Origin of the sequence: Adlercreutzia mucosicola DSM 19490 (assembly GCF_000422625.1) — a bacterium.
GTDB lineage: Bacteria > Actinomycetota > Coriobacteriia > Coriobacteriales > Eggerthellaceae > Adlercreutzia > Adlercreutzia mucosicola.
In genome coordinates, this window is sequence record NZ_AUGK01000011.1 from 95,162 (window position 1) to 115,382 (window position 20,221).

General features: G+C 67.3%; 20 protein-coding genes and 2 tRNA genes. 4 read left to right on the forward strand and 18 right to left on the reverse strand.

The features are described from left to right. Window positions 1–13: 13 nt before the first annotated feature. The 14 genes from mreD to G503_RS14360 form a co-directional block, all read right to left on the reverse strand. Window positions 14–538 carry a rod shape-determining protein MreD gene (gene mreD, locus G503_RS0107640; RefSeq protein WP_028027113.1) on the reverse strand — a complete coding sequence of 175 codons (525 nt, stop codon included), beginning with the start codon at window positions 536–538 and terminating at the stop codon, window positions 14–16. Further along, a complete protein-coding gene (gene mreC, locus G503_RS14355) occupies window positions 538–1,560 on the reverse strand; it encodes a rod shape-determining protein MreC (protein WP_084636402.1) in 1,023 nt (340 codons plus the stop codon). The genes mreD and mreC overlap by 1 nt, the downstream gene beginning before the upstream one ends. Before the next feature lie 17 nt (window positions 1,561–1,577). After that, on the reverse strand, window positions 1,578–2,633 hold the full coding sequence (gene mreB / locus G503_RS0107650; protein WP_016308611.1) for a rod shape-determining protein: 1,056 nt from the start codon (window positions 2,631–2,633) through the stop codon (window positions 1,578–1,580). A 142-nt stretch (window positions 2,634–2,775) separates the two neighbouring features. Beyond that, window positions 2,776–4,065: a Ni/Fe hydrogenase subunit alpha gene (locus G503_RS0107655; RefSeq protein WP_028027114.1), complete on the reverse strand. Its 1,290-nt coding sequence runs from the start codon at window positions 4,063–4,065 to the stop codon at window positions 2,776–2,778. Beyond that, the gene (locus G503_RS0107660) at window positions 4,062–4,856 is read right to left on the reverse strand and encodes an NADH-quinone oxidoreductase subunit B family protein (RefSeq protein ID WP_051191046.1); all 795 of its coding nucleotides are present in this window, start codon (window positions 4,854–4,856) and stop codon (window positions 4,062–4,064) included. Before G503_RS0107660 ends, G503_RS0107655 begins: the two co-directional genes overlap by 4 nt. Window position 4,857: 1 nt before the next feature. Then, complete coding sequence (locus G503_RS0107665; RefSeq protein ID WP_235715521.1) at window positions 4,858–5,766, reverse strand: FAD/NAD(P)-binding protein; 909 nt, start codon at window positions 5,764–5,766, stop codon at window positions 4,858–4,860. Further along, entirely contained in the window at window positions 5,753–6,790 is a 1,038-nt protein-coding gene (locus tag G503_RS0107670) for a 4Fe-4S dicluster domain-containing protein (protein ID WP_028027117.1), read from the reverse strand. Before G503_RS0107670 ends, G503_RS0107665 begins: the two co-directional genes overlap by 14 nt. Before the next feature lie 408 nt (window positions 6,791–7,198). Next, window positions 7,199–7,603, reverse strand: coding sequence for a nucleoside-diphosphate kinase (gene ndk / locus G503_RS0107675; RefSeq protein WP_028027118.1), 405 nt, complete (start codon window positions 7,601–7,603; stop codon window positions 7,199–7,201). A gap of 81 nt (window positions 7,604–7,684) precedes the next feature. Continuing rightward, complete coding sequence (locus G503_RS0107680; RefSeq protein ID WP_028027119.1) at window positions 7,685–9,064, reverse strand: tetratricopeptide repeat protein; 1,380 nt, start codon at window positions 9,062–9,064, stop codon at window positions 7,685–7,687. A gap of 88 nt (window positions 9,065–9,152) precedes the next feature. Next, window positions 9,153–9,680: a peptidylprolyl isomerase gene (locus tag G503_RS0107685; RefSeq protein WP_028027120.1), complete on the reverse strand. Its 528-nt coding sequence runs from the start codon at window positions 9,678–9,680 to the stop codon at window positions 9,153–9,155. Window positions 9,681–9,775: 95 nt separating this feature from the next. Beyond that, window positions 9,776–11,092, reverse strand: coding sequence for a 23S rRNA (uracil(1939)-C(5))-methyltransferase RlmD (rlmD, locus tag G503_RS0107690; RefSeq protein WP_028027121.1), 1,317 nt, complete (start codon window positions 11,090–11,092; stop codon window positions 9,776–9,778). 174 nt (window positions 11,093–11,266) lie between these two features. Further along, window positions 11,267–11,342, reverse strand: a tRNA-Arg gene (locus G503_RS0107695). 142 nt (window positions 11,343–11,484) lie between these two features. Next, window positions 11,485–12,426, reverse strand: a complete 942-nt coding sequence (locus tag G503_RS0107700) for a diacylglycerol/lipid kinase family protein (protein WP_028027122.1) — start codon at window positions 12,424–12,426, stop codon at window positions 11,485–11,487. Between the two features lie 21 nt (window positions 12,427–12,447). Further along, entirely contained in the window at window positions 12,448–12,900 is a 453-nt protein-coding gene (locus tag G503_RS14360) for a GtrA family protein (protein ID WP_051191047.1), read from the reverse strand. A 163-nt stretch (window positions 12,901–13,063) separates the two neighbouring features. Between G503_RS14360 and G503_RS0107710 the strand changes: the two genes are divergently transcribed. Beyond that, window positions 13,064–13,138, forward strand: a tRNA-Glu gene (locus G503_RS0107710). 200 nt (window positions 13,139–13,338) lie between these two features. Here the strand turns inward: G503_RS0107710 and G503_RS0107715 are convergent. Next, complete coding sequence (locus G503_RS0107715) at window positions 13,339–14,337, reverse strand: glycosyltransferase family 2 protein (protein ID WP_035022351.1); 999 nt, start codon at window positions 14,335–14,337, stop codon at window positions 13,339–13,341. Window positions 14,338–14,654: 317 nt separating this feature from the next. On the opposite strand from G503_RS0107715, the gene G503_RS0107720 reads away from it, so the two are divergent. The 3 genes from G503_RS0107720 (at window position 14,655) to G503_RS14365 (ending at window position 18,385) form a co-directional block, all read left to right on the forward strand. Further along, on the forward strand, window positions 14,655–16,187 hold the full coding sequence (locus G503_RS0107720; RefSeq protein ID WP_235715522.1) for a glycosyltransferase: 1,533 nt from the start codon (window positions 14,655–14,657) through the stop codon (window positions 16,185–16,187). Window positions 16,188–16,257: 70 nt separating this feature from the next. Next, window positions 16,258–17,784 carry a DEAD/DEAH box helicase gene (locus G503_RS0107725; RefSeq protein WP_028027125.1) on the forward strand — a complete coding sequence of 509 codons (1,527 nt, stop codon included), beginning with the start codon at window positions 16,258–16,260 and terminating at the stop codon, window positions 17,782–17,784. 193 nt (window positions 17,785–17,977) lie between these two features. Further along, window positions 17,978–18,385, forward strand: a complete 408-nt coding sequence (locus G503_RS14365) for a NifB/NifX family molybdenum-iron cluster-binding protein (protein ID WP_051191048.1) — start codon at window positions 17,978–17,980, stop codon at window positions 18,383–18,385. Window positions 18,386–18,743: 358 nt separating this feature from the next. Here G503_RS14365 and rplT read toward each other — a convergent pair whose 3' ends face one another. Genes rplT through infC form a run of 3 tightly spaced genes read right to left on the reverse strand, consistent with a single transcriptional unit; the run spans window position 18,744 to window position 19,900 of the window. Further along, complete coding sequence (gene rplT, locus G503_RS0107735; RefSeq protein ID WP_028027126.1) at window positions 18,744–19,100, reverse strand: 50S ribosomal protein L20; 357 nt, start codon at window positions 19,098–19,100, stop codon at window positions 18,744–18,746. A 30-nt stretch (window positions 19,101–19,130) separates the two neighbouring features. Continuing rightward, window positions 19,131–19,328: a 50S ribosomal protein L35 gene (rpmI, locus tag G503_RS0107740; RefSeq protein ID WP_028027127.1), complete on the reverse strand. Its 198-nt coding sequence runs from the start codon at window positions 19,326–19,328 to the stop codon at window positions 19,131–19,133. Continuing rightward, window positions 19,328–19,900 carry a translation initiation factor IF-3 gene (gene infC / locus G503_RS0107745; protein ID WP_028027128.1) on the reverse strand — a complete coding sequence of 191 codons (573 nt, stop codon included), beginning with the start codon at window positions 19,898–19,900 and terminating at the stop codon, window positions 19,328–19,330. The genes rpmI and infC overlap by 1 nt, the downstream gene beginning before the upstream one ends. Between the last annotated feature and the right edge of the window lie 321 nt (window positions 19,901–20,221).

A 20,221-nucleotide genomic window follows, 5' to 3' on the forward strand; every position in this document is an offset into this window, starting at 1 on the left:
CGCTACCCCCTTCTTAGCGCAGTTGCGGCGTTCCCGGCTGACCCAGAGGACGGCTGACGAGAACGCGAATCGCGATCGGATAGAACAGCAGGCCGATAACGCAGTCGTACAGCATGCAGGGCAGCACGCGGTACAGGAAGGCCTCGCCGAAGGAGACCCCGGCACCGCAGGCTACCACGATAATGCCGTAGAGCACCTCGACCAGCATGGTCGAGGCGAGCAGGATGGCCGCGGGCATGAACAGGGTATCGTTGTTGAGCACCAGATAGGCCCGGGAGGCGAGAAATGTTACCAGCACGAGCACAAGGGCCATGGCCCCCACCGGGCCGCCGCCCACCAAGTCGAAGACAAGCCCCAAGATGAAGGGCAGAAGCAGCCCCGCGTGATCGGGGCAGGCCACGGCCCGCACCACGCAGAACACCACGATGAAGTTGGGCACGGCCGCCGCCAGAGCGATGGAGGGGGCCAGGGCGATCTGGAGCAGGACGGCCACCGCGCCGCCGATGATGCCGGCGACGGTCTCGCGGGTGACCTCCATCAGTTGCCCTCCCCCTCATCGGAGGCGCCGTCGCCTCGACCGGAAGCGGCGCCGGATCCTTCCCCAGAGGAGCCGTTGCCCTGGGCGCTGTCGCCCTCGCCGTCCTCGCCGCCCTCGCCGCCTTCGCTGTCCCCGTCCTGGCCGTCCTCCACGACCACCACGGGCACGCTGCGGTCCACGGCGTCGGAAGCGGCGCTGAACACCACCGTGGCCTCTTCCAGAAGAGACACCTGGCCGTTGGGGGCCACCACGATGCGGCGGGAATCGTTGCCGGCGCTGCCCTCCACGCGGGCCACGGTGCCGATGAGCAGACCCGGGGTATAGCTGCCGCCCAGACCGCTCGTGAGCACCACATCGCCCACCTGGATGTTCACGTCGGCGCCGATGTTCTCAAGGTAGAGCAGGCCGTCCAAGGAGCCGCGGACAATGCCCTCGGCGCGGCTCGACTGCACGATGGCCGCCGCCCCGGACTGGGGATCGGACAGAAGGCGCACGCGGCAGCTGTTGGGAGACACCGAGATCACCTGGCCGATGACGCCCGCGGCGCCCATGACCGTCAGGCCCGACTCCACGCCCTGGTTCGAGCCCACGTCCAAGGTGATGTCCTGGTTCCAGGCGTCAGTGGACCGCCCGATGACACGGCCCACGGGGCCCTCGATCTCGTACACGTCGCGCATGCCCAGCAAGGCCTCGAGGCGCTGGGCGGCCAGGCGGTACTCCTCGCCCTGGACCGCCAGCTGGGTCAGCTGGGCGTTCTGCTCCTTCAGGGCGCTCAGGGTCTCTTCGGCAGCTCCGTTGTCGGCGACCGCCTCGGCCGCGCCCTCGGTGGCCTGGCCCACCGGCGTGCCGAGGGACTGCACGGGCGCCGCGATGCCGGCCACGGCCGCCTGCACCTTGTGCAGCGGGCCGTCGGGCCCCTCGGCAGCGTAGATGCCCACAAGGCCCAGGGCCACCACCAGGGCAATGATGAGGGACACCCGGCCGACCGGCGCGGGGCTGTTGTTCTGGAAGTTGAGAGCCATGGGGTCTGCGATCGCCCTTATTTGGAGCGCATGAGGGTCTGCTTGAGGGCTGTGGGCGTCTCAAGCACCTTCAGGCAGCCGGACACCACGTTGGTGAGCGCCGTCTCGGACACCCACACGGGAATCTCCAGCTTGTCGGTGAGATAGCGGTCAAGACCCGACAGAAGGCCGCCGCCGCCCGTGAGCAGGATACCGTTCTGGATGATATCGCTGGCCAGGTCGGGGTTGGTCTTCTTGAAGGTGTCCTTGATATGCAGCACCATCTCCTCGATGGGGGCCTGCAGCGCCGCGCGCACGTCCTCGGACTGGATGGTCACTTCCTTGGGCTGCTCGGTGTAGACGTCCTGGCCCGAGATGATCATGTCGCGCTCGCGGCCGTCCTCGAAGGGCAGGATGGAGCCGATCTTGATCTTGATGACCTCGGCCGTGCGCTCGCCGATCTTGATGCCCAAAAGGTCGCGCAGGTGCATGGCGATGGCCTCGTCGAGGCGGTTGCCCGCAAGGCGCAGGCTGGAGGAGGTCACGATGCCGCCGAGCGAGATGACGGCCACTTCCGTAGTGCCGCCGCCGATGTCCACCACCATGGAGCCGGTGGGCTCGGTCACGGGCAGATCGGCGCCCATGGCCGCTGCCATGGGCTCCTCGATGAGGTAGGCCTGACGGGCGCCGGCCTGGATGGCGGCCTCGAACACGGCGCGCTTCTCCACCGAGGTGGCGCCGCAGGGGATGCAGATGACGATGCGGGGCTTGGGCTGCCAGGGGTACTTCCGCTCGGAGGCCTTGTTGATGAAGGCCGACAGCATAGCCTCGGTCACGTCGTAGTCGGCGATGACGCCGTCCTTCAGGGGATGCTCGGCCGAGAAGGCGTCCGGCGTGTGGTTGATCATGTTCTTGGCCTCATGACCGACGGCGAGCACGCGGTGGGTGGACTTCTCTATGGCGACGACCGAGGGCTCGTTGATGACGATGCCCTCGCCGGTAATGGCAACAAGGGTATTGGCAGTCCCCAGGTCGATGGCCATGTCCGCGGACATCTGGCCCGTCAGGCTGGAGAACATATCAAGGAATGACATACAGGCAAACCCTTCGAGTACGTATAGGTTACAGTCAGCCTTAGATTTTAGCACACCCCCAGCGTAGGCGTAGAAACTCCATAGGTGGGGGACACGGGACGCTGCCGCAGGGGCGGCCCTCAGCCCGCCCGCTTCCCGACCGCTAATGCACGCTGCAGGACAGGCAGGGATCGTAGGCGCGGACAAGCTTCTCGATCTCGAGACGGATCATGTCGCCGTCGAAGCCGGCGGCCACCATCTTCTCGGCCAGCTGGCGCATGTCCGCTTCCAGATTCGCGATGTTCTGGGCCGTGGGCGTCATGATGGAGGCGCGCGTCACGCGGCCTTCCCCGTTCAACTCCAGCAGGTGGAACAGCGCCCCGCGCGGGGCCTCGGTGAAGCCCACGCCGCGGCCGGCGCGCACGGTGAAGGGCACTGGCGCGCTCGCCCCCGAAAACTCGTCGGCAGCCAGGCGGCGGCACAGGGCGGCACAGCGGTCGAGCACGTCCACCAGCTCCACGGCCTGGGCGATGTTGTTGGCGAAGGGATTGCGCTCGGGCGGCCGCAGGCCCGCCTTGGCGGCGACATAGCGCGCATCCTTGCACAGCGCGTCCCAGCTGGCGTTCACCCGGGCCAGGGCCGCGGTCATATAGGGCCGCCCCGTGCGTCGGGCCCGGGCCAGGAAGGCGCCGGAATGGCCCACAGCGTACTCCTCGATCTCTTCCTCCACGGCCTGGGCGGAAAACTCGTAGCCCCCCTCCACGAAGCGGGCGGTATCGGAGGTGCACACCGGATAGGCGCCCGGGGCCACCATGGCCAGAAGGTCTCCCTCGGTCTGGATGTCCAAGGTGTCGAAGTCGCGGAACAGATCCACACTGGCCAGGGCGAAGTCGCGCGCGGCGTCCATGGCCTCGGCGAGACGGCGGTACTCACCGGCATCGATCTCGTGGGTGAAGCCGCCCACCACGGCCGTGATGGGATGGATGGACCGGCCGCCCACCAGCGTGCACAGCTCGTTGCCCAGAGCCTTCAGCCCCAAGGCCCGCTCAAGCAGCTCGGGATTGGCGTCGGCCAGGGGGAACACCGATTTGTGGCCGAGGAAGTCGGGGGCGGCGAACACGAACAGGTGCGTGGCGTGGTTCTGCAGGTAGGAGCCGTAGACCAGAAGCTCGCGCAGGGCTTCGGTGCGGTCGGTCACCCCAACGCCGAAGACGCGCTCGATGGCCCGCAGGTCGGTGACGACGTGGCTCGCCGAGCAGATGCCGCAGACCCGCGAGGCGATATAGGGCACCTCCCCGAAGGAGCGCCCGAGCACCATGGACTCGAACAGGCGAGCCGGCTCCACCACGGCCATCTCGCAGGTGGTCACGGCTCCGTCCTCGATGACGACGCGGATGTCGCCGTGGCCCTCCACACGGGCCACGTGGTCCACGGAAATGCGGGTCGCGCTCATCGGTTCCCCCCTTCCTCGTCCGCGGCCGCCAGGGCCACGGCGTTGAACATGGCCAGGGCCTCATCGAAGCGGCGCACCTCCATGCCGCTGCGGGCCGCGACGAAGCGGGCGGCGCGCACGTTCCCGTCGGGAGAGAGGCCCGCGCAGCCGTTGCAGGGACGGCCCAGCGCCGGGCATTTCGCCCCGCAGCCGCTGCGGGTCACGAGCCCCAAACACAGTGTGCCGTCCTGGAAGAAGCAGCCGCGCTCGTTGCGCTTGCACTCGCCGCACAGCACCGAGGTGGCCTCCAGGCGGTTGCTGCCGTAGAGGGCCGCGTCCAGCACGCGCACGAACTGGAAGGGGTCGATGGGGCAGCACGGCACCGTGAAGTCCACATCCACCACTGCCGACACGGGCACCGGCGCCCGCATGGCGCCGCAGGCCCTCGGCGCCGCGTCCCCGTAGACGCGGGCGCTGTGGGCGGCGAGGTCGTCGGCGGCCATGCCCGGGATGCCGCCGGTGGCGGCGCAGGCCCCGATGGCGATGACGCAGCGGGCGCGCTCGCGAGCGGCGCGCACGGTGGCGGCGGCCTCTTCCGTGGTCACGGCCCCCTCGATCACCGCCACGTCGAAGGCGTCGGGCATGGGATCCGACGAGGTGAGCTGCCAGTAGGCCATGTCGATCTGGCCGAGCACTTCCAGCAGGTGCGCCTCGATGTTGGTGATGTTGATCTGGCAGCCGAAGCAGCTGGCCAGGCCGATGAGCACCACGCGCGGCGCGGTGCCCTCGGACGGTCGGCGAATCTTATTCATGCTACATCGACTCCTGAATGTTCTTGGCCTCCCAGTAGTTGAACACCGGACCATCGATACAGCAGTACTGATGGCCGATCTGGCAGTGGCCGCACTTGCCCACGCCGCACTTCATGTGGCGCTCGAAGCTCATGTAGATGCGGTCGTAACTGATATGTTTCTTGCGCATCTCCTCCACCACGAACCGGTACATCACCGGCGGCCCGCACAGGGCGCCGAAGGTGTTGTCGGCGTCGATCTGCAGATTGGCGAAGGGCCGCGTGACGAGGCCCACCTCGCCGTCCCAGCTGTCGTCGGCGTGGTCCACCGTGAGGTACAGATCGAAGTCCTTGCGGTGGCGCCACATTTCGAACTGATGGCGGAACATCACCTCGGAGGGGTTGCGCGATCCGTAGATGATGGTCACCTTCCCGAAGTCGGACCGTTCGTCGTGGATGTTGTTGATGAGCGAGCGCAGAGGCGCGATGCCCAGGCCGCCGGCCACCAGCAGCACATCGTGGCCGCGCATGGCTTCCAGCGGAAAGCCGCGGCCGAAGGGCCCGCGGATGCCCACGATCTCGCCGCACTGCATCTGGTGGAGCCGCTCGGTGAAGCGGCCGGCGCGGCGCACGCACAGCTCGATGAAGCCCTCTTTGGTGGGCGACGACGAGATGGAGATGGGCGCCTCCCCCACCCCGAACAGCGACAATTCCACGAATTGGCCCGGCTCGTGATGGAAGGCCTCGCGGATGCAATCGTCGATGAAGCGGAACTCGAAGAGCGTCTCGGTGGCCGTGAGCTCGGTGATGGAGGTGATGCGGGCCGGCCAGGGGCGATAGGGGTTGGCGTGCATCATCTCCGCGCCGGTGAGGGCGCGGCCCGATTCGCGGAAGGGATGGATGGACACGGTCGTGGCGCTAGCAGGCATCATCGGCCCCCTTTCTCTCGAAGAACCGCAGCACCTCGATGGGGCTGATGTCCACCTTGCAGGCCGCAGCGCAGCGCCCGCAGCCCACGCACAGGCTGCGGTCGTGGGTGGCCAGAAAGCCGTTCAGCTTGTGGTACATGCGGTGGCGCACTCGCTCGGTGGCCGTGGGACGGAAATTGTGGCCGCCGGCCACCATGGCGAACTGCGGCGAGGTGCAGGCGTCCCACACCCGTTCGCGCCGCCCGCTCACTCCGCCGGGATCCAGCGTGTCGCGGATATCGAAGCAGTAGCAGGTGGGACACACGCTGGCGCAGGCATTGCACGACAGGCAGCGCTCGCCCAGCTCGCCCCAGAACGCGTCCTCGTGGAAGGCATCCATGAGCATGGGGATCTCCTGGATGTCGGGGATGGCGGGGTTGAAGGCCTCCTGGCGGGCTCGGGTCGCAGCACGGAAGGCGATACGGTCGCCGTCGGTGGCCTCCCGCACATCGCAGGCCCCCTCCAAGATGTTGGCGCCCACGACCGAGCCGATGGACACCAGGTAGCGCTCGCCGATGGCCGTGAGGAACAGATCGTAGCCCGGGCGCGCCTCTTCCGAATCCATCAGGTTGCAGAAGCAGTGCTCGGAGGGCATGCAGCCCACGCCCACGATGAGGGTGGCGCCGCGATGGGCCTGGAAGTAGGGATCGGGATAGCGCGGGTCGGCGAACACGCTGCCCAGGTTCATGAGACCGTTAATGTCGCAGGCGTGTACGCCGAACAGCACCCGGGGCCGTACTTCCTCGGTGTAATCGGTCACGGCGTTTTCCACGGCATCGAACTCAAAGAGCGTCTCGGTGGGCGGCAGGAGGTACTTCTTCGGCGAGGCGATGGTCGAGGGATAGTCGATGCAGATCTCGTCGAAGGACCCGACGGGCGAGAACACGTAGCCCGCCCCGCGCTTGACCGGGGCGATCACTTCGTAGCGCTCCATGAAGGCCGCGACGAGCGAGGGCAAATCGTCACGGTCGATGACACGGTACAACATAGGCGGTCGGTTCCTTTGTCGCTCGCGGCTTCTAGTCGCCCTTTATGGTAACGGTTGGGCAACTCCGCGCCCAGCCCCCATCGATTGGCGGCCGAAAAACCAGATGAAAACGATCTTGTCTCCGAAAAGGTCGAATATTGGCAACAAACTCCAGTAGATAGACATTCCTCGCTCCGCGAAAGGCCTCCAGCGCCCCATTTTTTGCCGAATGCGCCGTCATATTATCGATATTCGATAATATGAAGCCCCCGCAAAACTCACCGATGTCTACCTATTGGCGTTTGTTGCACAAAACGCGGCGATTCGCCAACCGGGACCCGATTTGAAACCCCATCCGCGAAAAAGGGGCCCGCAGGCCCCTTTTCACTGTCGGGCCTCAAGGCCCGCAAAACGATCCCCAGCGTCGTCTTAGTTGAAGAAGATCGCAATCTCGCGCTCGGCAGACTCAGGGCTGTCGGAGCCGTGGATCACGTTCTCGTCCATGATGAGGCCGAAATCGCCGCGGATGGTGCCCGGGGCCGCCTCGGCCGGGTTGGTGGCGCCCATGAGCGAGCGGCACTTGGCCACGGCGCCCTCGCCGGAGATGACCATCTTCACCACGGGGCCGGAGGTGATGTAGGCGATGAGGCCCTCGTAGAAGGGCTTGCCCTCGTGCTCCTTGTAGTTGGCAGCGGCCTGCTCGGGGGTGACCATGCCGAGCTCCATGCGCTCGACGACAAGGCCGGCGCGCTCGAAGCGGTTGATAATCTCGCCGATGTGGCCGTTGCGCACGCCGTCGGGCTTGATCATGGAGTAGGTCTTCTGAATAGCCATGGGTGTCCTTTCGAAATGGGGTTCAGATCATGCAAACGGCCCGCGCAGAAGGCGGGCCGGTTATGCCGTAGGGGCCAAAGCCTAGCTCTGGCTGGGGAAGTACAGCTCGATGTTCGCGACCTTCCAGCCGATGCCGTCGCGCAGCATGGAGATCTTGTAGGTGACGGTGCCGCCGTTGCCCGTGGCCGCGGTGGCGTACACAACGGAGTCGGCCATGGAGCGGTTCATGCCGTCTACGGTGACGTTCGGATCGGTGACGACCGGATCGAGCATGGAGGTGATGTTCGACTCCTGGATGTCGGGCATGAACACCTTGTCCTTGGCGGCGGCCGGATCGGCGAACAGCTCCTTCACCACCGACTCCTGGGTGGGCCAGCCGTAGCCCTGGGTGTAGGCGAACACGCCCGCAGCCGCGGCCAACACAACGACGACCACGAAGAACAGCAGGATCTTCAGACCCACGTTGCGGCGCTTGCGGTCCTGCTTGGCAAGGCCCCGGCTCCACTGCTCCAACTCGGCATCGGTGGCGGTGAAGAAGCGATCGTTGTCGACGTTCTCGTAGGCGCCCACATAGCCGGGGAAGTTCTGGGGATCGGCCTCGTAGGGCTCGTCGTAGTAGAACGGGTCGGCGGCGCCTTCGTCGTAGACCTCCATGTCGTAGACGCTGGAGCCGTCGGCGGCCACATCGAGGCCGGACATATCGGCCAGCTGCAGCACCTGGGTGGCCTGGTTCTGCTCGGACGTGCCCTGGGCCACCGCGCCCACGGCGCGCTGGTAGTCCACGCTGGCGGAATCGGACAGGAAGTAGGTCTTGTCGGCGATGGCCTCCTCGAAGGCGTGCACGGCCTTCTCCATCTGGCCGCAGGCCACGTAGGCCTGGCCGAGGGAGGCCTGCAGCTTGTTGCGGGTGGAGGACAGCATGTCGAACTGCATGGCGCTCTCGTAGGAGGCCACGGCATCGGCCGGGCGGTTCAGGGCCATGAAGCACACGCCCAAGTTCAGCAGGGCCTTGGTGGGATCGGGGTTGGCCTCGTCCAGGGCCGCCTCGCGGAAGGCCACACCGGCCTCGGCGGACTTGCCCAGCTTCATGAGGGCGTTGCCCATGCCCATGTAGGACTTGTAGGGCGTGGGGTTGCTGTCGTCGCCCACCGACTGCTCGAAGTAGCGGATGGCGTTGTCGTAGTCGCGCAGCGAGGCGTAGGCCATGCCCAAGTTGCACTCCACGGTGCCGAGCGCCCCGTAGGCGGGATCGGCCGTGGCCTGGCTGTAAGCCTGGATGGCCTCGCGGGGGTTCTTCAGCTTCACCAGGCAGTTGCCGATCTGGTGGTACAGAAGGCCCATCTCGCCCGGCGCCAAGGGAGACTGGGCGTCTTGCAAGCATTCCGTGAACGTGAGCAGCGCCCCGCGGAAATCACGCAGGCGGTAGCGCTCGTTTGCTCGATCGAATAACTCGTTGTTCATAGACTTCCTTCACTTGGTCCTACGGGCGGCAAGACGCGAGGCGCATCTGCGCGAGAGCCGCGCCCGCACGGCGCGGCGACGGGGTGCGCTAGGCGTTCTCGATGGTGATCGACTCGATGACGTCGCCGGCGCGCAGCTGTCCGATGACGTCCTTGCCCTCGATGGTCTGGCCGAACACCGTGTAGCCGGAATCCAGGTTGTGCTGGGGGCCCAGGCACAGGTAGAACTGGGAGCCGGCGGAATTGGGATCCATGGAGCGGGCCATGGCCAGGGCACCGTCCTCGTGGGAGTTGTGCGGGTTGGTGGTGAACTCCTCTTTGATGGAGTAGCCCGGGTTGCCGGTGCCGAAGGGGGCGAAGCCGGCGGCGCGGCCCGCGGCCACCTGCTCGGGCGTGGCCTCGCGGGTGTTCGGGCAGCCGCCCTGGATCACGAAGCCGGGCACGTAGCGGTGGAACTTCAGGCCGTCGTAGAAGCCCTTCTGGGCCAGTTCCACGAAGTTGCCCACGTGAATGGGGGCATCGGCACCGGCCAGCTGCACGCGGACGGTGCCCTTGGAGGTGTTGATAACGGCGATCTCGCTGCCGGTGGGCTGGTATTCGGGGGTATACAGAGCCATGGTCGGCACTCCTTTTCCCTGGGGTCTCGCGCTGGACGGCCCTCGGCACGCTCGCGCGAAGCATTTCTTTGCATACGGTGACTGATTCTAGCAGGTTAGGAACGTTCGCGCGTGAAAATGCTAACCACTTCCACATGGTAGGTCTGAGGAAAGAGGTCGACGGGCGTCGCGACGGCCAGACGGTAGCCCGCCGCCTCGAACAGCGCCACGTCCCGGGCCCAGGTCTGGGGGTCGCAGCTGACGTAGGCCACCCGCGCCGGGGCCGCCCGGGCGATGGAGTCAACCACGCCGGGGGCCAGACCTGCCCGCGGAGGATCCACCACGAGCGCGTCCAGCTCGCCCAGATCGGGCAGCTCGCGGGCCGCATCTCCCCCGATGACCTCGATGTCCACCCCGGCCCGCTCGGCGTTGCGGCGCAGGTCGCGCACCGAGGAGCCGGCCGACTCCACGGCCACCACGTCGGCCCCGGCCGCGGCCAGGGGCACCGAGAAGGTGCCGCCCCCGGCGTAGAGGTCGGCCACATAGGCGCCCTCCTCCAGCCCAAGGCCCTCCCGCACGAGGGCCACCAACTGCTCGGCCTGGGCGGTGTTCACCTGGAAGAACGACGGGGCGCTTGTGAGGAAGCGGACGCCGGCCAGCTCCTCTTCCCAGCAGCCCTTGCCGGCGATGGCCTCCACCTTTTTCACCTTGCGGGCGCGACCCGGCTCGGCGATGACGCGCACGAGCGAGGTGTTCTTGCAGGCCGATCCCAGGGTCTTGGCCGCCGCAGCCCGCGGGAAGGGGCCCGGCGTCGTCCACAGGGCCACCTCCACGTCCTTGGTGCGCAGGCTGCCGCGCACCCCCACGCGGAAGATGCCCAGATCCTCGTTGCCGGCTAGAAAGCGCAGTGCCCCGCGAAGGGCCTTGGGGGCCTTTTCGATGAGGCGGTTGGCGAGCGGGCAGGCGTCCAGGGCGACCAGCTCGCCGCCGCCCTCGGGGCGCATCCCCAAAACGAGGCGGCCGGCGCTATCGGTGCCGCAGGCCAGCTCCAGCTTGTTGCGGTAGCCCCACTCGCGCTTCGAGCCCACGCAGGGCGCCACCAGCGCCTCGGCCCGCTCGGCCGGCAGATGGGCCGTGCGCACAAGGGCGCTCACGACGCCATCGCGCTTGGCGGCACGCTGGGCCCCGTAGCTCAGATGCGACCAGGGGCACCCCCCGCAGCCCGCCGCGCAGGGCGGCGCCACGCGATCGGGCGAGGGCTCCAGAACGGACGTCACGCGGCCGCGGGCGAAGCGGGGCTTCTCCTCGCACAGCTGCACCTCTGCCACATCGCCCGGCACGGCGCCTTCCACGAACACCGTCTTGCCGTCGGACAGGCGGCCCACGGCCGCCGGCCCGTAGCTCATGCGCTCGATGCGAACGGTCTCGGTCATGGGAACTCCTTCGGTCGGATGGCAAAACGGGCGCGACGGGCTGCGGGGGCTGTCGCGGGCGGCCGCTTCGCGACGGGCTGCGGGCGATCGGGCGGCGGCCGCAGCGGAACGCGAAGCACCGCGAGCGGTGCGGCAATGAAAAAGGGCGAGCCTGCGGCCCGCCCTGGTCGGTTGTGGTGCCCTCGACAGGATTCGAACCTGCGGCACCTTGCTCCGGAGGCAAGTGCTCTATCCCCTGAGCTACGAGGGCGCTTAAGGGTGCCCGCTTTCGGGCGCAGGCTATTATAGTGCAAATGGAGCCGGCGCGCCGCAAAACCTCAAAATCCCCCACGGACGGCACAGCGGGAGGCCGGCGCTGGGCCGAGAAGCCCGCCGACGCGGCCGCGCGGCCCCTACTTCCCCACGATAACCGTGAGGGCGCGCGGGATGCAGTCGATCTCGAAGTGGGTGCCCTCGATCTTCTCGCCGTCTATCTGGCCGGGAGGCTCCTCGGCGAAGTCCAGCACGAGGCGGCTCGCCCGATCGAGGTGGATGTGGCGGTTGCCCGTATGGCGGCCGCCCTTGGCCGCCAGCAGCACCGCCAGGGCCTTCCACGGGCCGAGATGCGGCGTGGCGTAGCAGAGATCGAGCAGCCCGTCGTCCAGCTCGGCCCCCGGGCAGATGCGGAAGTGGCCTCCGTAGGTGGGGCCGATCTGCACGGCCAGCAGATAGGCCGCTGCGCTCACCGTGCGCGCAGCCGCAGCGTCGCCACCCGTAAGGCGCGCGGTGAAGTCGTAGATGCTCAGATGACGGAACAGCTGGTCTACGGCGGATTCCAAATACAGGCGCGTGCCCGTGCGCCCCGTGCGCACGCGGCGCTCCACCGTATCCAGGGCGATGGCCGCGTCCAGGCCGAAGGAAAGCGTCTCTACAAAATAGCGCCCGTTCACCCGGCCCACGTCGACCACGGTGGTGAGACCGGCGAGCACGCAGTCGATGGCCCGACCGATGGAGGTGGGCACACCCAGGCTGGCGGCGTAGTCGTTGCCCGAGCCCACGGGGATCACGCCGAGGGCCGGCCGCTCATCGACGGGGCGCTCCATGAGGCCGGCGGCCACCTCGCTGATGAGGCCGTCGCCGCCGAGGGCCACCACGGTGCCCACCGACGGATCCAGGGAGGCGGCCAGCGCCGTGGCGTGGCGCGGGCGCTCCGTCAGCAGCAGCTGGAAGCCCTCGTCGCCCACGCGGGCGCGCAGCAGGCTGGCGGCCTCCACGGCCGCCCAGGCCCCGCGCCCGTTCTGGGCGGCCGGGTTCGCGATGAGCGCGATGTGCCCGCAGGATGGGTCAAGGGCCATGGTCTCGCTCTTTCTCTTGATCTAGGGGCGCGCGTCCGTCGGCACGACGGCCCCGTCATCGCTGCCGGCAAACGCGGCGGGAGCCGCCGGGCCGGCGTCGAGGAACTTCTTGCGCGTTACGAAATTGAACACCATCACAATGACCGTGGCCCCGATCTTCGTGATGAGGTAGCTGATGCCGAACAGCGACGTGCCCACCCACATGAGGCCGTCGTTGATGCCCAGGCCGATGGCGGACAGCACCACGAAGATGACGAACTCGCGGCGGCGCGACAGGCCCTCCTTGTGCGTGAATACGTATCGCATGGAGGCCAGGTAGTTGAACACCACCGACACGATGAACGAGATGGTGGCGCTGATAAGGTACTCGATGCCCGCCAGCTCGGTCAGGGCCACCATGAGGCCGTAGTCGATGATAAAGGCGATGACGCCCACCACGCCGAACTTCATGAACTGTTGGAACAGGTACTTCATAGGCCCTTCCGTCGCTTGGCCGCCGATCCGTTTGATGCCAACATATCATTCTCTGCCCCGTCCCTCCGTTGCGCAAGGCGCGTGGGCAAGTTGATAAAAAATTCTCAAATGGTCCCTTGCAAAGGTTTCGAAGGTCTGCCATACTATATAAGCTATTTTGCACGTCCCCATAGTCTAGAGGTCAGGACGCGGCCCTTTCAAGGCTGAGACACGGGTTCGATTCCCGTTGGGGGCACCACGAATGATCGAGGCGAGCCGTCGGGTTCGCCTTTTTTGTTGCCTGTGCGGGAGACGAAGTCGACACGGAGTGGCGGGCAGCGCGCCCCTCCCCTCTCCGTTCGCCCTCCCCCGCCTTTCCCCTAAAGAAAAGCGGTCCCGCAGGCCCGCTCGTTCTCTTTCGATCGGTCGCGCCGACGCTCTTTTGCGGGACGGCGCGCCCTAGCGGCCGTTGTCCTCCATCACCTGGTACACGGAAAGCTCCCACTGGCGGCGGTGGGACTTGGCCACGGTGTCCAGGATGAGGCCGGCCGTGGCCGACAGCGCCCCGCACAGCACGAGCGCGATGGCGAGCACCGCCGAGGGCAGCCGGGGCACCAGGCCGGTCTCCAGCCAGTCGCCCACCACGGGCAGGCCGGCCAGAAGCCCCAGGGCCACGAGCACGAGCGAGAGCCACCCGAAGAAGGCCATGGGGCGGTAGTCGCGGAACAGGCTCGCGATGGCCGCCAGCACGAGCATCCCGTCGCCGACAGTGGACAGCTTCGACACGCTGCCCTCGGGCCGGTCGCGGTAGTCCACCGGCACGTCGGCCACGCGCCAGCGGCGGTCCACCGCCCAGATGGAGATCTCGGTCTCCACCTGGAAGCCGGCGCTCATGACGGGCATGGTCTTCACGAAGGCCCGAGAGAAGGCGCGGTAGCCGGTCATCACGTCGTCGAAGGAGTAGCCGTAGATGAGGCGTATGAGCCAGCGCACCAGGTCGTTGCCGAAGCCGTGGAAGGGCCGGTCGTTCTCCTTGCCGTAGGAGCCGTTGGAGAGCCTATCGCCCACGGTCATGTCGGCCTCGTCGGCCGCGATGGGGGCCACCAGCTCGCCCGCCGCCGACGCCGGGTAGGTGTCGTCGCCGTCCACCATGAGGTAGACCTCGGCGTCGACGTCGCGGAACATCGAGCGCACCACGTTGCCCTTGCCCTGCCGGGACTCCCGGCGCACCACCGCGCCGGCCGCGGCGGCCAGCTCGGCGGTGCCGTCCGTGGAGTTGTTGTCGTAGACGTACACCGTCGCCTCGGGCAGGGCCTCGCGGAAGTCGCGCACCACCTTGGCGATGGTGACGGCCTCGTTGTAGCAGGGCACGAGCACGGCCACGCCCGCCCCGCGGCGGGCCGCGGCGACGCGCGCCTCGGTGGCGGCGGGGTTCGATGCGGTGGCAATATCGGTCATGGCACAGGCTCCTCATCGGCCGGCCGCAACCCTTCAGCGACGGGCGCGGCACATCTTCAAGATCGGCGGTTCTCTGATTGGAAAGATTATCGTACCGTAAAACGCCGCCGCGGGCCACAAGTCCAAAATCTTTGCGAATCCCCCGTTACCTGCAGCCTCCCCCTGCAACCGAACGCCACCCTGCGCAAGGTTGGCCCCGCAGGGGCGGCCTTCGGACCGCCCGCGACCCGGTGCACCATCCCCCGCTTATGCGTCAAGTCTGCGTCGAAAAGCGCGCCCGGCGGTCGCGGGTCGGGAAATGCGCTATGATGGACCCTATGAAATTACCTGACTTGCCCGAGACCGCCGAGCCGGCCTCCCTCGATCCCGCTCCCGCCGCCGACGCCCTTGCCGTTTCGCAAGGCGCCGAGCTGGCCGTATCCTCTGCCCTCGACAACGACGAGCGTCGCCTGACCAGTGCCTCCGATGCGGGCGACCCCGTCATTCTCGTGGTGCACGCCTCCGTGGGGAGTGGGCACCGCAGCGCCGCCTACGCCATCGCTGAGGCCGTGGAAGACCTGCGCGCCGAGGCCCGCGCCGAGGAGGGCGCCGATGCAGCGGGCGGGCCGAAGCCCTCCCCTACGGATGGCGCGGCCGCCGCGTCCGCGGCGACCGCGAACGCGGCGGCCCAGGGCGGCCCCGATGCTGCCGCAAAGGCGCTGGCCGCGGGGCTCGATCCGGCCCTGGTGGCCCGGGCGCGAGTGGAGGTGCTCGATATCCTGGATTTCGGGCGCATCGTCTTCGACGGCGACGCCACGGCCTCCATGTTCACGGGCTGGACGCGGCCCTTCTACGACATCACCTGGCGCTACGTGCTCACAGGGCGCCTCTTGTGGGGCGGGGGCACCATCTGGGCCCACCTGATGTACCCCCGCTTCGTGGAATTCGTGCGCCGGGTGCGCCCCGCGGCCATCGTGGCCACCCACATCACGGCGGCCAACGTGGCCGTGAGCGCCCGTATGCTCACGGGCCAGGCCTTCCCCATCCTGTGCGTGCCCACCGACTACGAGGCCGAGGGGCTGTGGCCCCACCTGCACACCGACCTGTTCTGCGTGGCCAACGAGGCCATGGCCGAGACCCTGCGTCCGCGGCGCGTGCCCGAGGACCGCATCCTCATCACGGGCATCCCCGCGAGTCCGGCGTTCTCCCGCAGCTACGAGAAGAGCGCGGCCCGCGAGCGGCTGGGCCTGCCCGCCGACAAGCTCGTCGTGCTCGCCCTGGCCGGCGCGAAGCTGCCGCGGCCCTACGTGCACTTCCGCGAGGCCTTGGACGAGATCCTGCCCTTCATGCACACGCTGCCCGCCATGCAGCTGGTCATCGTGGCCGGCGCCGACGAGGAATACGAGCGCCGCGTGCGCCGCGAGGTGGCCGACTACGGCCTGGACAACGTGACCGTGCTCGGATACGTCGACACCATGGCCGAGCTGATGGAAGCCTCCGACGTGGTCATCTGCAAGCCCGGCGGCCTCACGGTCACCGAGTGCCTGTGCGCGCGGGCGCCGATGATCCTGCTGGGCCGCGCCTACGGCCAGGAGAAGGCCAACGTGCGCATGCTCACCGGCGCCGGCGCCGCCATGGCCGCCACCACGCCCCGCGAGCTTCTGGACACCCTGCGCCACATCAGCGAGCAGCCGGCCTCGGCCGAGGCCATGCTCATCAACGCGTCGCTTTTGCGCCGGCCTCGGGCGGCCATGGACATCGCCCGGGCCACCTTCCGCCTCATAGCGAAGGAGCCGGTGCGCGACGGGAAGCTGCGGGCGCGCCACTTCATGCACTTCTACTGGGGACGCAAGCCCGCTCACACCCGCTAGCCTCCCGCATCCACCCGAACGTCTGCGCGGAAGAGCCGCGCTGCCGATACCAGCCCTTGAAAGGAACCCCATGACCACCTTTGCCGACCTCGGCCTGTCCGACTCCGTACTGGCCGCCGTGGACAAGCTCGGCTACACCGAGCCCACGCCCGTCCAGGCCCAATCCATCCCGCTCGCCCTAGAGGGCCGCGACATGATCGCCGCCGCCAAGACCGGCACGGGCAAGACCGCCGCCTTCTCGCTGCCCTCGCTCGACCGCCTGCAGCGCGCCGACCGCAAGAAGGCGCCGGCCATGCTCGTGATCACCCCCACCCGCGAGCTGGCCATGCAGATCCAGGAGGTCTGCGGCGTCATCGCGAAGAGCCGCGGCCTGCGCGTGGCCAACGTGGTGGGCGGCGTGAAGATCGAGCCCCAGATCGATCGTTTGGCCCGCGGCGTGGACGTGCTCATCGCCACGCCGGGGCGCCTCATCGACCTCATGAACCAGAAGGCCGTGGACCTCTCCCAGGTGCAGATCCTCGTGTTGGACGAGGCCGACCGCATGCTGGACATGGGCTTTCTGCCCTCGGTGCGCCGCATCGTGGAGGCCACGCCGGCCACGCGCCAGACCCTGCTGTTCTCGGCCACCATCGACAAGAGCGTGCTGTCCCAGGTGGACGCCATGCTGAACGACCCGGCCATCGTGCAGATCGCCGCCAAGGGCGAGACCGCCGACACCGTTGACCAGTACATCGCCCGGGTGCCCCACACCTTGAAGCCCGACCTGCTGGCGGCCCTTCTGAAGGAGCGCGGCGCCAAGCGCGTCATTGTGTTCGCCCGCACGCGCCATCGCGCCGACGCGGCCTGCCGTAAGCTGAAGCGCGCCGGCTACCACGCTGAGGCCATCCACTCCGACCGCTCCCAGAACCAGCGCAAGCGGGCCCTGGACAACTTCGCCGCCGGCACCACCGATATCCTCGTGGCCACCGACGTGCTCGCCCGCGGCATCGACGTGGACGAGGTGTCCTACGTGGTGAACTACGACGTGCCGGTGCAGGCCGAGGACTACGTGCACCGCATCGGGCGGACGGGCCGCGCCGGGGCCGAGGGCTTCGCCGTCACCTTCGTGGCCCCCGAGAACAAAGACGAGCTGGCCGCCATCGAGAAGCTGATCAAGCGGCCCATCCCCGAGATCGAGGTGCCGGGCTTCAACCTAGAGGAAGCCGCCGAGGCCGCTGCGGCCCGGGCCACCCGCGCCAACGCCAAGCACGACCCCGAGCTGGCCGCAGCCGCCCGCGAGCACGCCAAGAAAGAGAAGCACCGCGCCAAGGAGAAGGCCCGCGCCGAGGAAGACGCGACCGAGGAGCGCCAGCGCAGCACCCGCAAGAAGAAAGCCGCCAAGAACAGCGGAGGCGCCCCCACCGCCGGTCGCGCCGGATCGCGCGCGGGCGCGGGCAACCGCCCCGCAGCGAAGGGCGCGCCCAGAAGCGGCGCCGGCCGGTCGAAGAAGGCCCACGGCGCCGGCAACGCAGGCGGCGGCCGCAAAGGTCCCGACCTGCGTCCCGGCCGCGCCCACCGCGCCGCCGTCGCCGCCAAGCGCGGCGGCTGCAAGGGCTAGCGCAAGCCATCTTCCCGCTTTCGGCGAGGCGGCCTTCGGGCCGCCTTTCTTGTCGCAGCCGCGCCGCTTCCCTTCTGCGGCCTTCAAGGGCTCGTCCCTCGCCTGCCCTTTTCCCTCCACTGGCCGTACTCCACATCGAGCGGCGACGGGTTCGGGTATCGTATGGTTGTTAAACGGGGAAGGGAATGTGTGCATGAAAATCGCTGTTGCGTGCGACGGCCTGCTGGTCGCCCCACTGACGAGCCGATGCGAGAGCTTCACCTGCTACGCGGTGGAGCACGGCATTATCGCCGGATGTTGCAACGTGCCCAACATGGGAGTCACCATCCAGGAGAGCATCGATATCCTCAAGAAGATGGATGCGGACGTGCTGATCGCGCGGTCCTTCGGCACCGAGCTGGACGCGGCCCTGGAAGCCGCCGGCATCGACCGCGTCACCCTGGACGAGGAATCGCCGCGCCTGGCCGCCGAGAGCTACCTGCACGCCACGCTCATGGGCGAGACGGGCCTGACCGGCGCCTGCGAGGCCTCCGAGCCCCTCGACGAGCTGGACGACGCCTTCGCCCGCATCGAGTACCGACTCGTCGCCCGCAGCGCCTAGCCTTCGGGGGCTTTCCCGCAAAAACAATTGCCGTGAAAATGGCGCTCAAGTGCGAAAAGTATACGCGAAGCCGCACTTTTCGCACTTGAGCGCCATAACTTTTCCGCACGCCACGGCAAAATGTCTGGTCATAGCATAGCGCTTCAGAACTGATCGGCCCAGACCGCCCCAAGGCGTTTACTTTTCGCACTTGAGCGCCACTTTCAAGCCCATCGACGCAACATCGCATGAGAACGGCCGCTGCCCCCATCACCGCCACAGGGACGGCCCTCAGCCCGCCCAAGCCGCGTCGCCCTCCGCCCACAAAAAAGGGACCCTTACGGGTCCCTTCTCGTTGCAGGCTATGTTGGAACAGCGCTTAGGCGACGGCCTTCTTGGCGATCTCCACCAGAGCGGCGAAGGCGGGCGCGTCGTTGACGGCCATGTCGGCGAGCACCTTGCGGTCGAGCACCACACCGGCCTTCTTCAGGCCGTTCATGAACACCGAGTAGGACAGGCCGTTGATGCGGGCCGCGGCGTTGATGCGGGTGATCCACAGGCGACGGATCTCGCGCTTCTTGTTGCGACGGTCGCGGTACATGTACTGAAGCGAATGCTGCACCTGCTCCTTCGCGGCACGGTAGGAACGGGACTTCGCGCCATAGTAGCCCTTCGCACGGGCGAGGACGGTACGACGCTTCTTGCGGGCATGAACGGAACGCTTTACACGAGGCATATCTTAATCACTCCTAAGGAATCTGAAGAACTAGCGAAGGCCAAGCTGGCGCTTGACGACCTTGGTGTCGGCCGGGGCAATCTCGGTCTCGTGGCGGAAGTTACGCTTGCGCTTCTGGCTCTTCTTCGTGAGGATGTGGCTCTTGAAAGCCTTGGCGCGCATGAGCTTGCCGGAACCGGTCACGCGGACGCGCTTGGCGGTACCGCGATGGGTCTTCATCTTGGGCATTAGTTGTCCTTTCCTTCGTCAGTCTTAGCTTCCTTTTTCTTCTTGGCCGTTGCAGGCAGAGGGGCGATGAGCATGTGCATGTTGCGGCCCTCCATCTTCGGCTGGTTCTCGATGACCGCCACATCCTTCAGGTCGTCGGCCAAACGCTCCAGAATGGAGAGACCCTGCTCGGGATGAGCCATCTCGCGACCGCGGAACATGATCGTGATCTTCACCTTGTTGCCGCCGTCGAGGAAGCGCAGCACGTGCTTCTTCTTGGTGGTGTAGTCCCCCACGTCGATCTTCGGGCGGAACTTCATCTCCTTGATCTCGATCTTGTTCTGGTTCTTACGCGCCTGCTTGGCCTTGATGGCCTGGTCGTACTTGAACTTCCCGTAGTCCATGATGCGACAGACGGGCGGATCGGCATTCGGAGCGATCTCCACCAGGTCGAGATTCATGTCGTCGGCGATGCGCTGGGCCTGGGCCGTGGGGTACACGCCCATCTGGTTCCCATCGAAATCGATCAGACGGCACTCGCGCGTGGTGATCTCGTCGTTGAGCCGCGGCTCTTGAGCAGCTATCGCGCTCACCTCCCTTTCGTGTTCTCACACATAAAAACCCGCCGGCTCCAACGGGCGCGGCGGGTTCCATTCGCAAAGATGTTCTGCGGAAGACCCATCAGCTACCCGGAGGCGCCGAACCAGGTGGAGGGCAAAACCCTCGCTTGATTAACAGCTTGCCTAGTATAGCGTCAGCGCGTCTTCCGCGCAAGGGGCTTTTTAGGCATTCACATAAATGAAGATGGTGCGCACGGTATCGGCCAGGTTGCCGGAGGCATTGGCCATGGAGTAGTCGTAGGACAGCACCGCCGACCAGGTGTGGGCCACACCCTCCAAATCCACCGTGCCGGA

Coding starts and splice junctions, on each gene's coding strand:
- mreD (WP_028027113.1), bottom strand. CDS start 538: ATGGAGGTCACCCGCGAGACCGTCGCCGGCATCATCGGCGGCGCGGTG.
- mreC (WP_084636402.1), bottom strand. CDS start 1,560: ATGGCTCTCAACTTCCAGAACAACAGCCCCGCGCCGGTCGGCCGGGTG.
- mreB (WP_016308611.1), bottom strand. CDS start 2,633: ATGTCATTCCTTGATATGTTCTCCAGCCTGACGGGCCAGATGTCCGCG.
- G503_RS0107655 (WP_028027114.1), bottom strand. CDS start 4,065: ATGAGCGCGACCCGCATTTCCGTGGACCACGTGGCCCGTGTGGAGGGC.
- G503_RS0107660 (WP_051191046.1), bottom strand. CDS start 4,856: ATGAATAAGATTCGCCGACCGTCCGAGGGCACCGCGCCGCGCGTGGTG.
- G503_RS0107665 (WP_235715521.1), bottom strand. CDS start 5,766: ATGATGCCTGCTAGCGCCACGACCGTGTCCATCCATCCCTTCCGCGAA.
- G503_RS0107670 (WP_028027117.1), bottom strand. CDS start 6,790: ATGTTGTACCGTGTCATCGACCGTGACGATTTGCCCTCGCTCGTCGCG.
- ndk (WP_028027118.1), bottom strand. CDS start 7,603: ATGGCTATTCAGAAGACCTACTCCATGATCAAGCCCGACGGCGTGCGC.
- G503_RS0107680 (WP_028027119.1), bottom strand. CDS start 9,064: ATGAACAACGAGTTATTCGATCGAGCAAACGAGCGCTACCGCCTGCGT.
- G503_RS0107685 (WP_028027120.1), bottom strand. CDS start 9,680: ATGGCTCTGTATACCCCCGAATACCAGCCCACCGGCAGCGAGATCGCC.
- rlmD (WP_028027121.1), bottom strand. CDS start 11,092: ATGACCGAGACCGTTCGCATCGAGCGCATGAGCTACGGGCCGGCGGCC.
- G503_RS0107700 (WP_028027122.1), bottom strand. CDS start 12,426: ATGGCCCTTGACCCATCCTGCGGGCACATCGCGCTCATCGCGAACCCG.
- G503_RS14360 (WP_051191047.1), bottom strand. CDS start 12,900: ATGAAGTACCTGTTCCAACAGTTCATGAAGTTCGGCGTGGTGGGCGTC.
- G503_RS0107715 (WP_035022351.1), bottom strand. CDS start 14,337: ATGACCGATATTGCCACCGCATCGAACCCCGCCGCCACCGAGGCGCGC.
- G503_RS0107720 (WP_235715522.1), top strand. CDS start 14,655: ATGAAATTACCTGACTTGCCCGAGACCGCCGAGCCGGCCTCCCTCGAT.
- G503_RS0107725 (WP_028027125.1), top strand. CDS start 16,258: ATGACCACCTTTGCCGACCTCGGCCTGTCCGACTCCGTACTGGCCGCC.
- G503_RS14365 (WP_051191048.1), top strand. CDS start 17,978: ATGAAAATCGCTGTTGCGTGCGACGGCCTGCTGGTCGCCCCACTGACG.
- rplT (WP_028027126.1), bottom strand. CDS start 19,100: ATGCCTCGTGTAAAGCGTTCCGTTCATGCCCGCAAGAAGCGTCGTACC.
- rpmI (WP_028027127.1), bottom strand. CDS start 19,328: ATGCCCAAGATGAAGACCCATCGCGGTACCGCCAAGCGCGTCCGCGTG.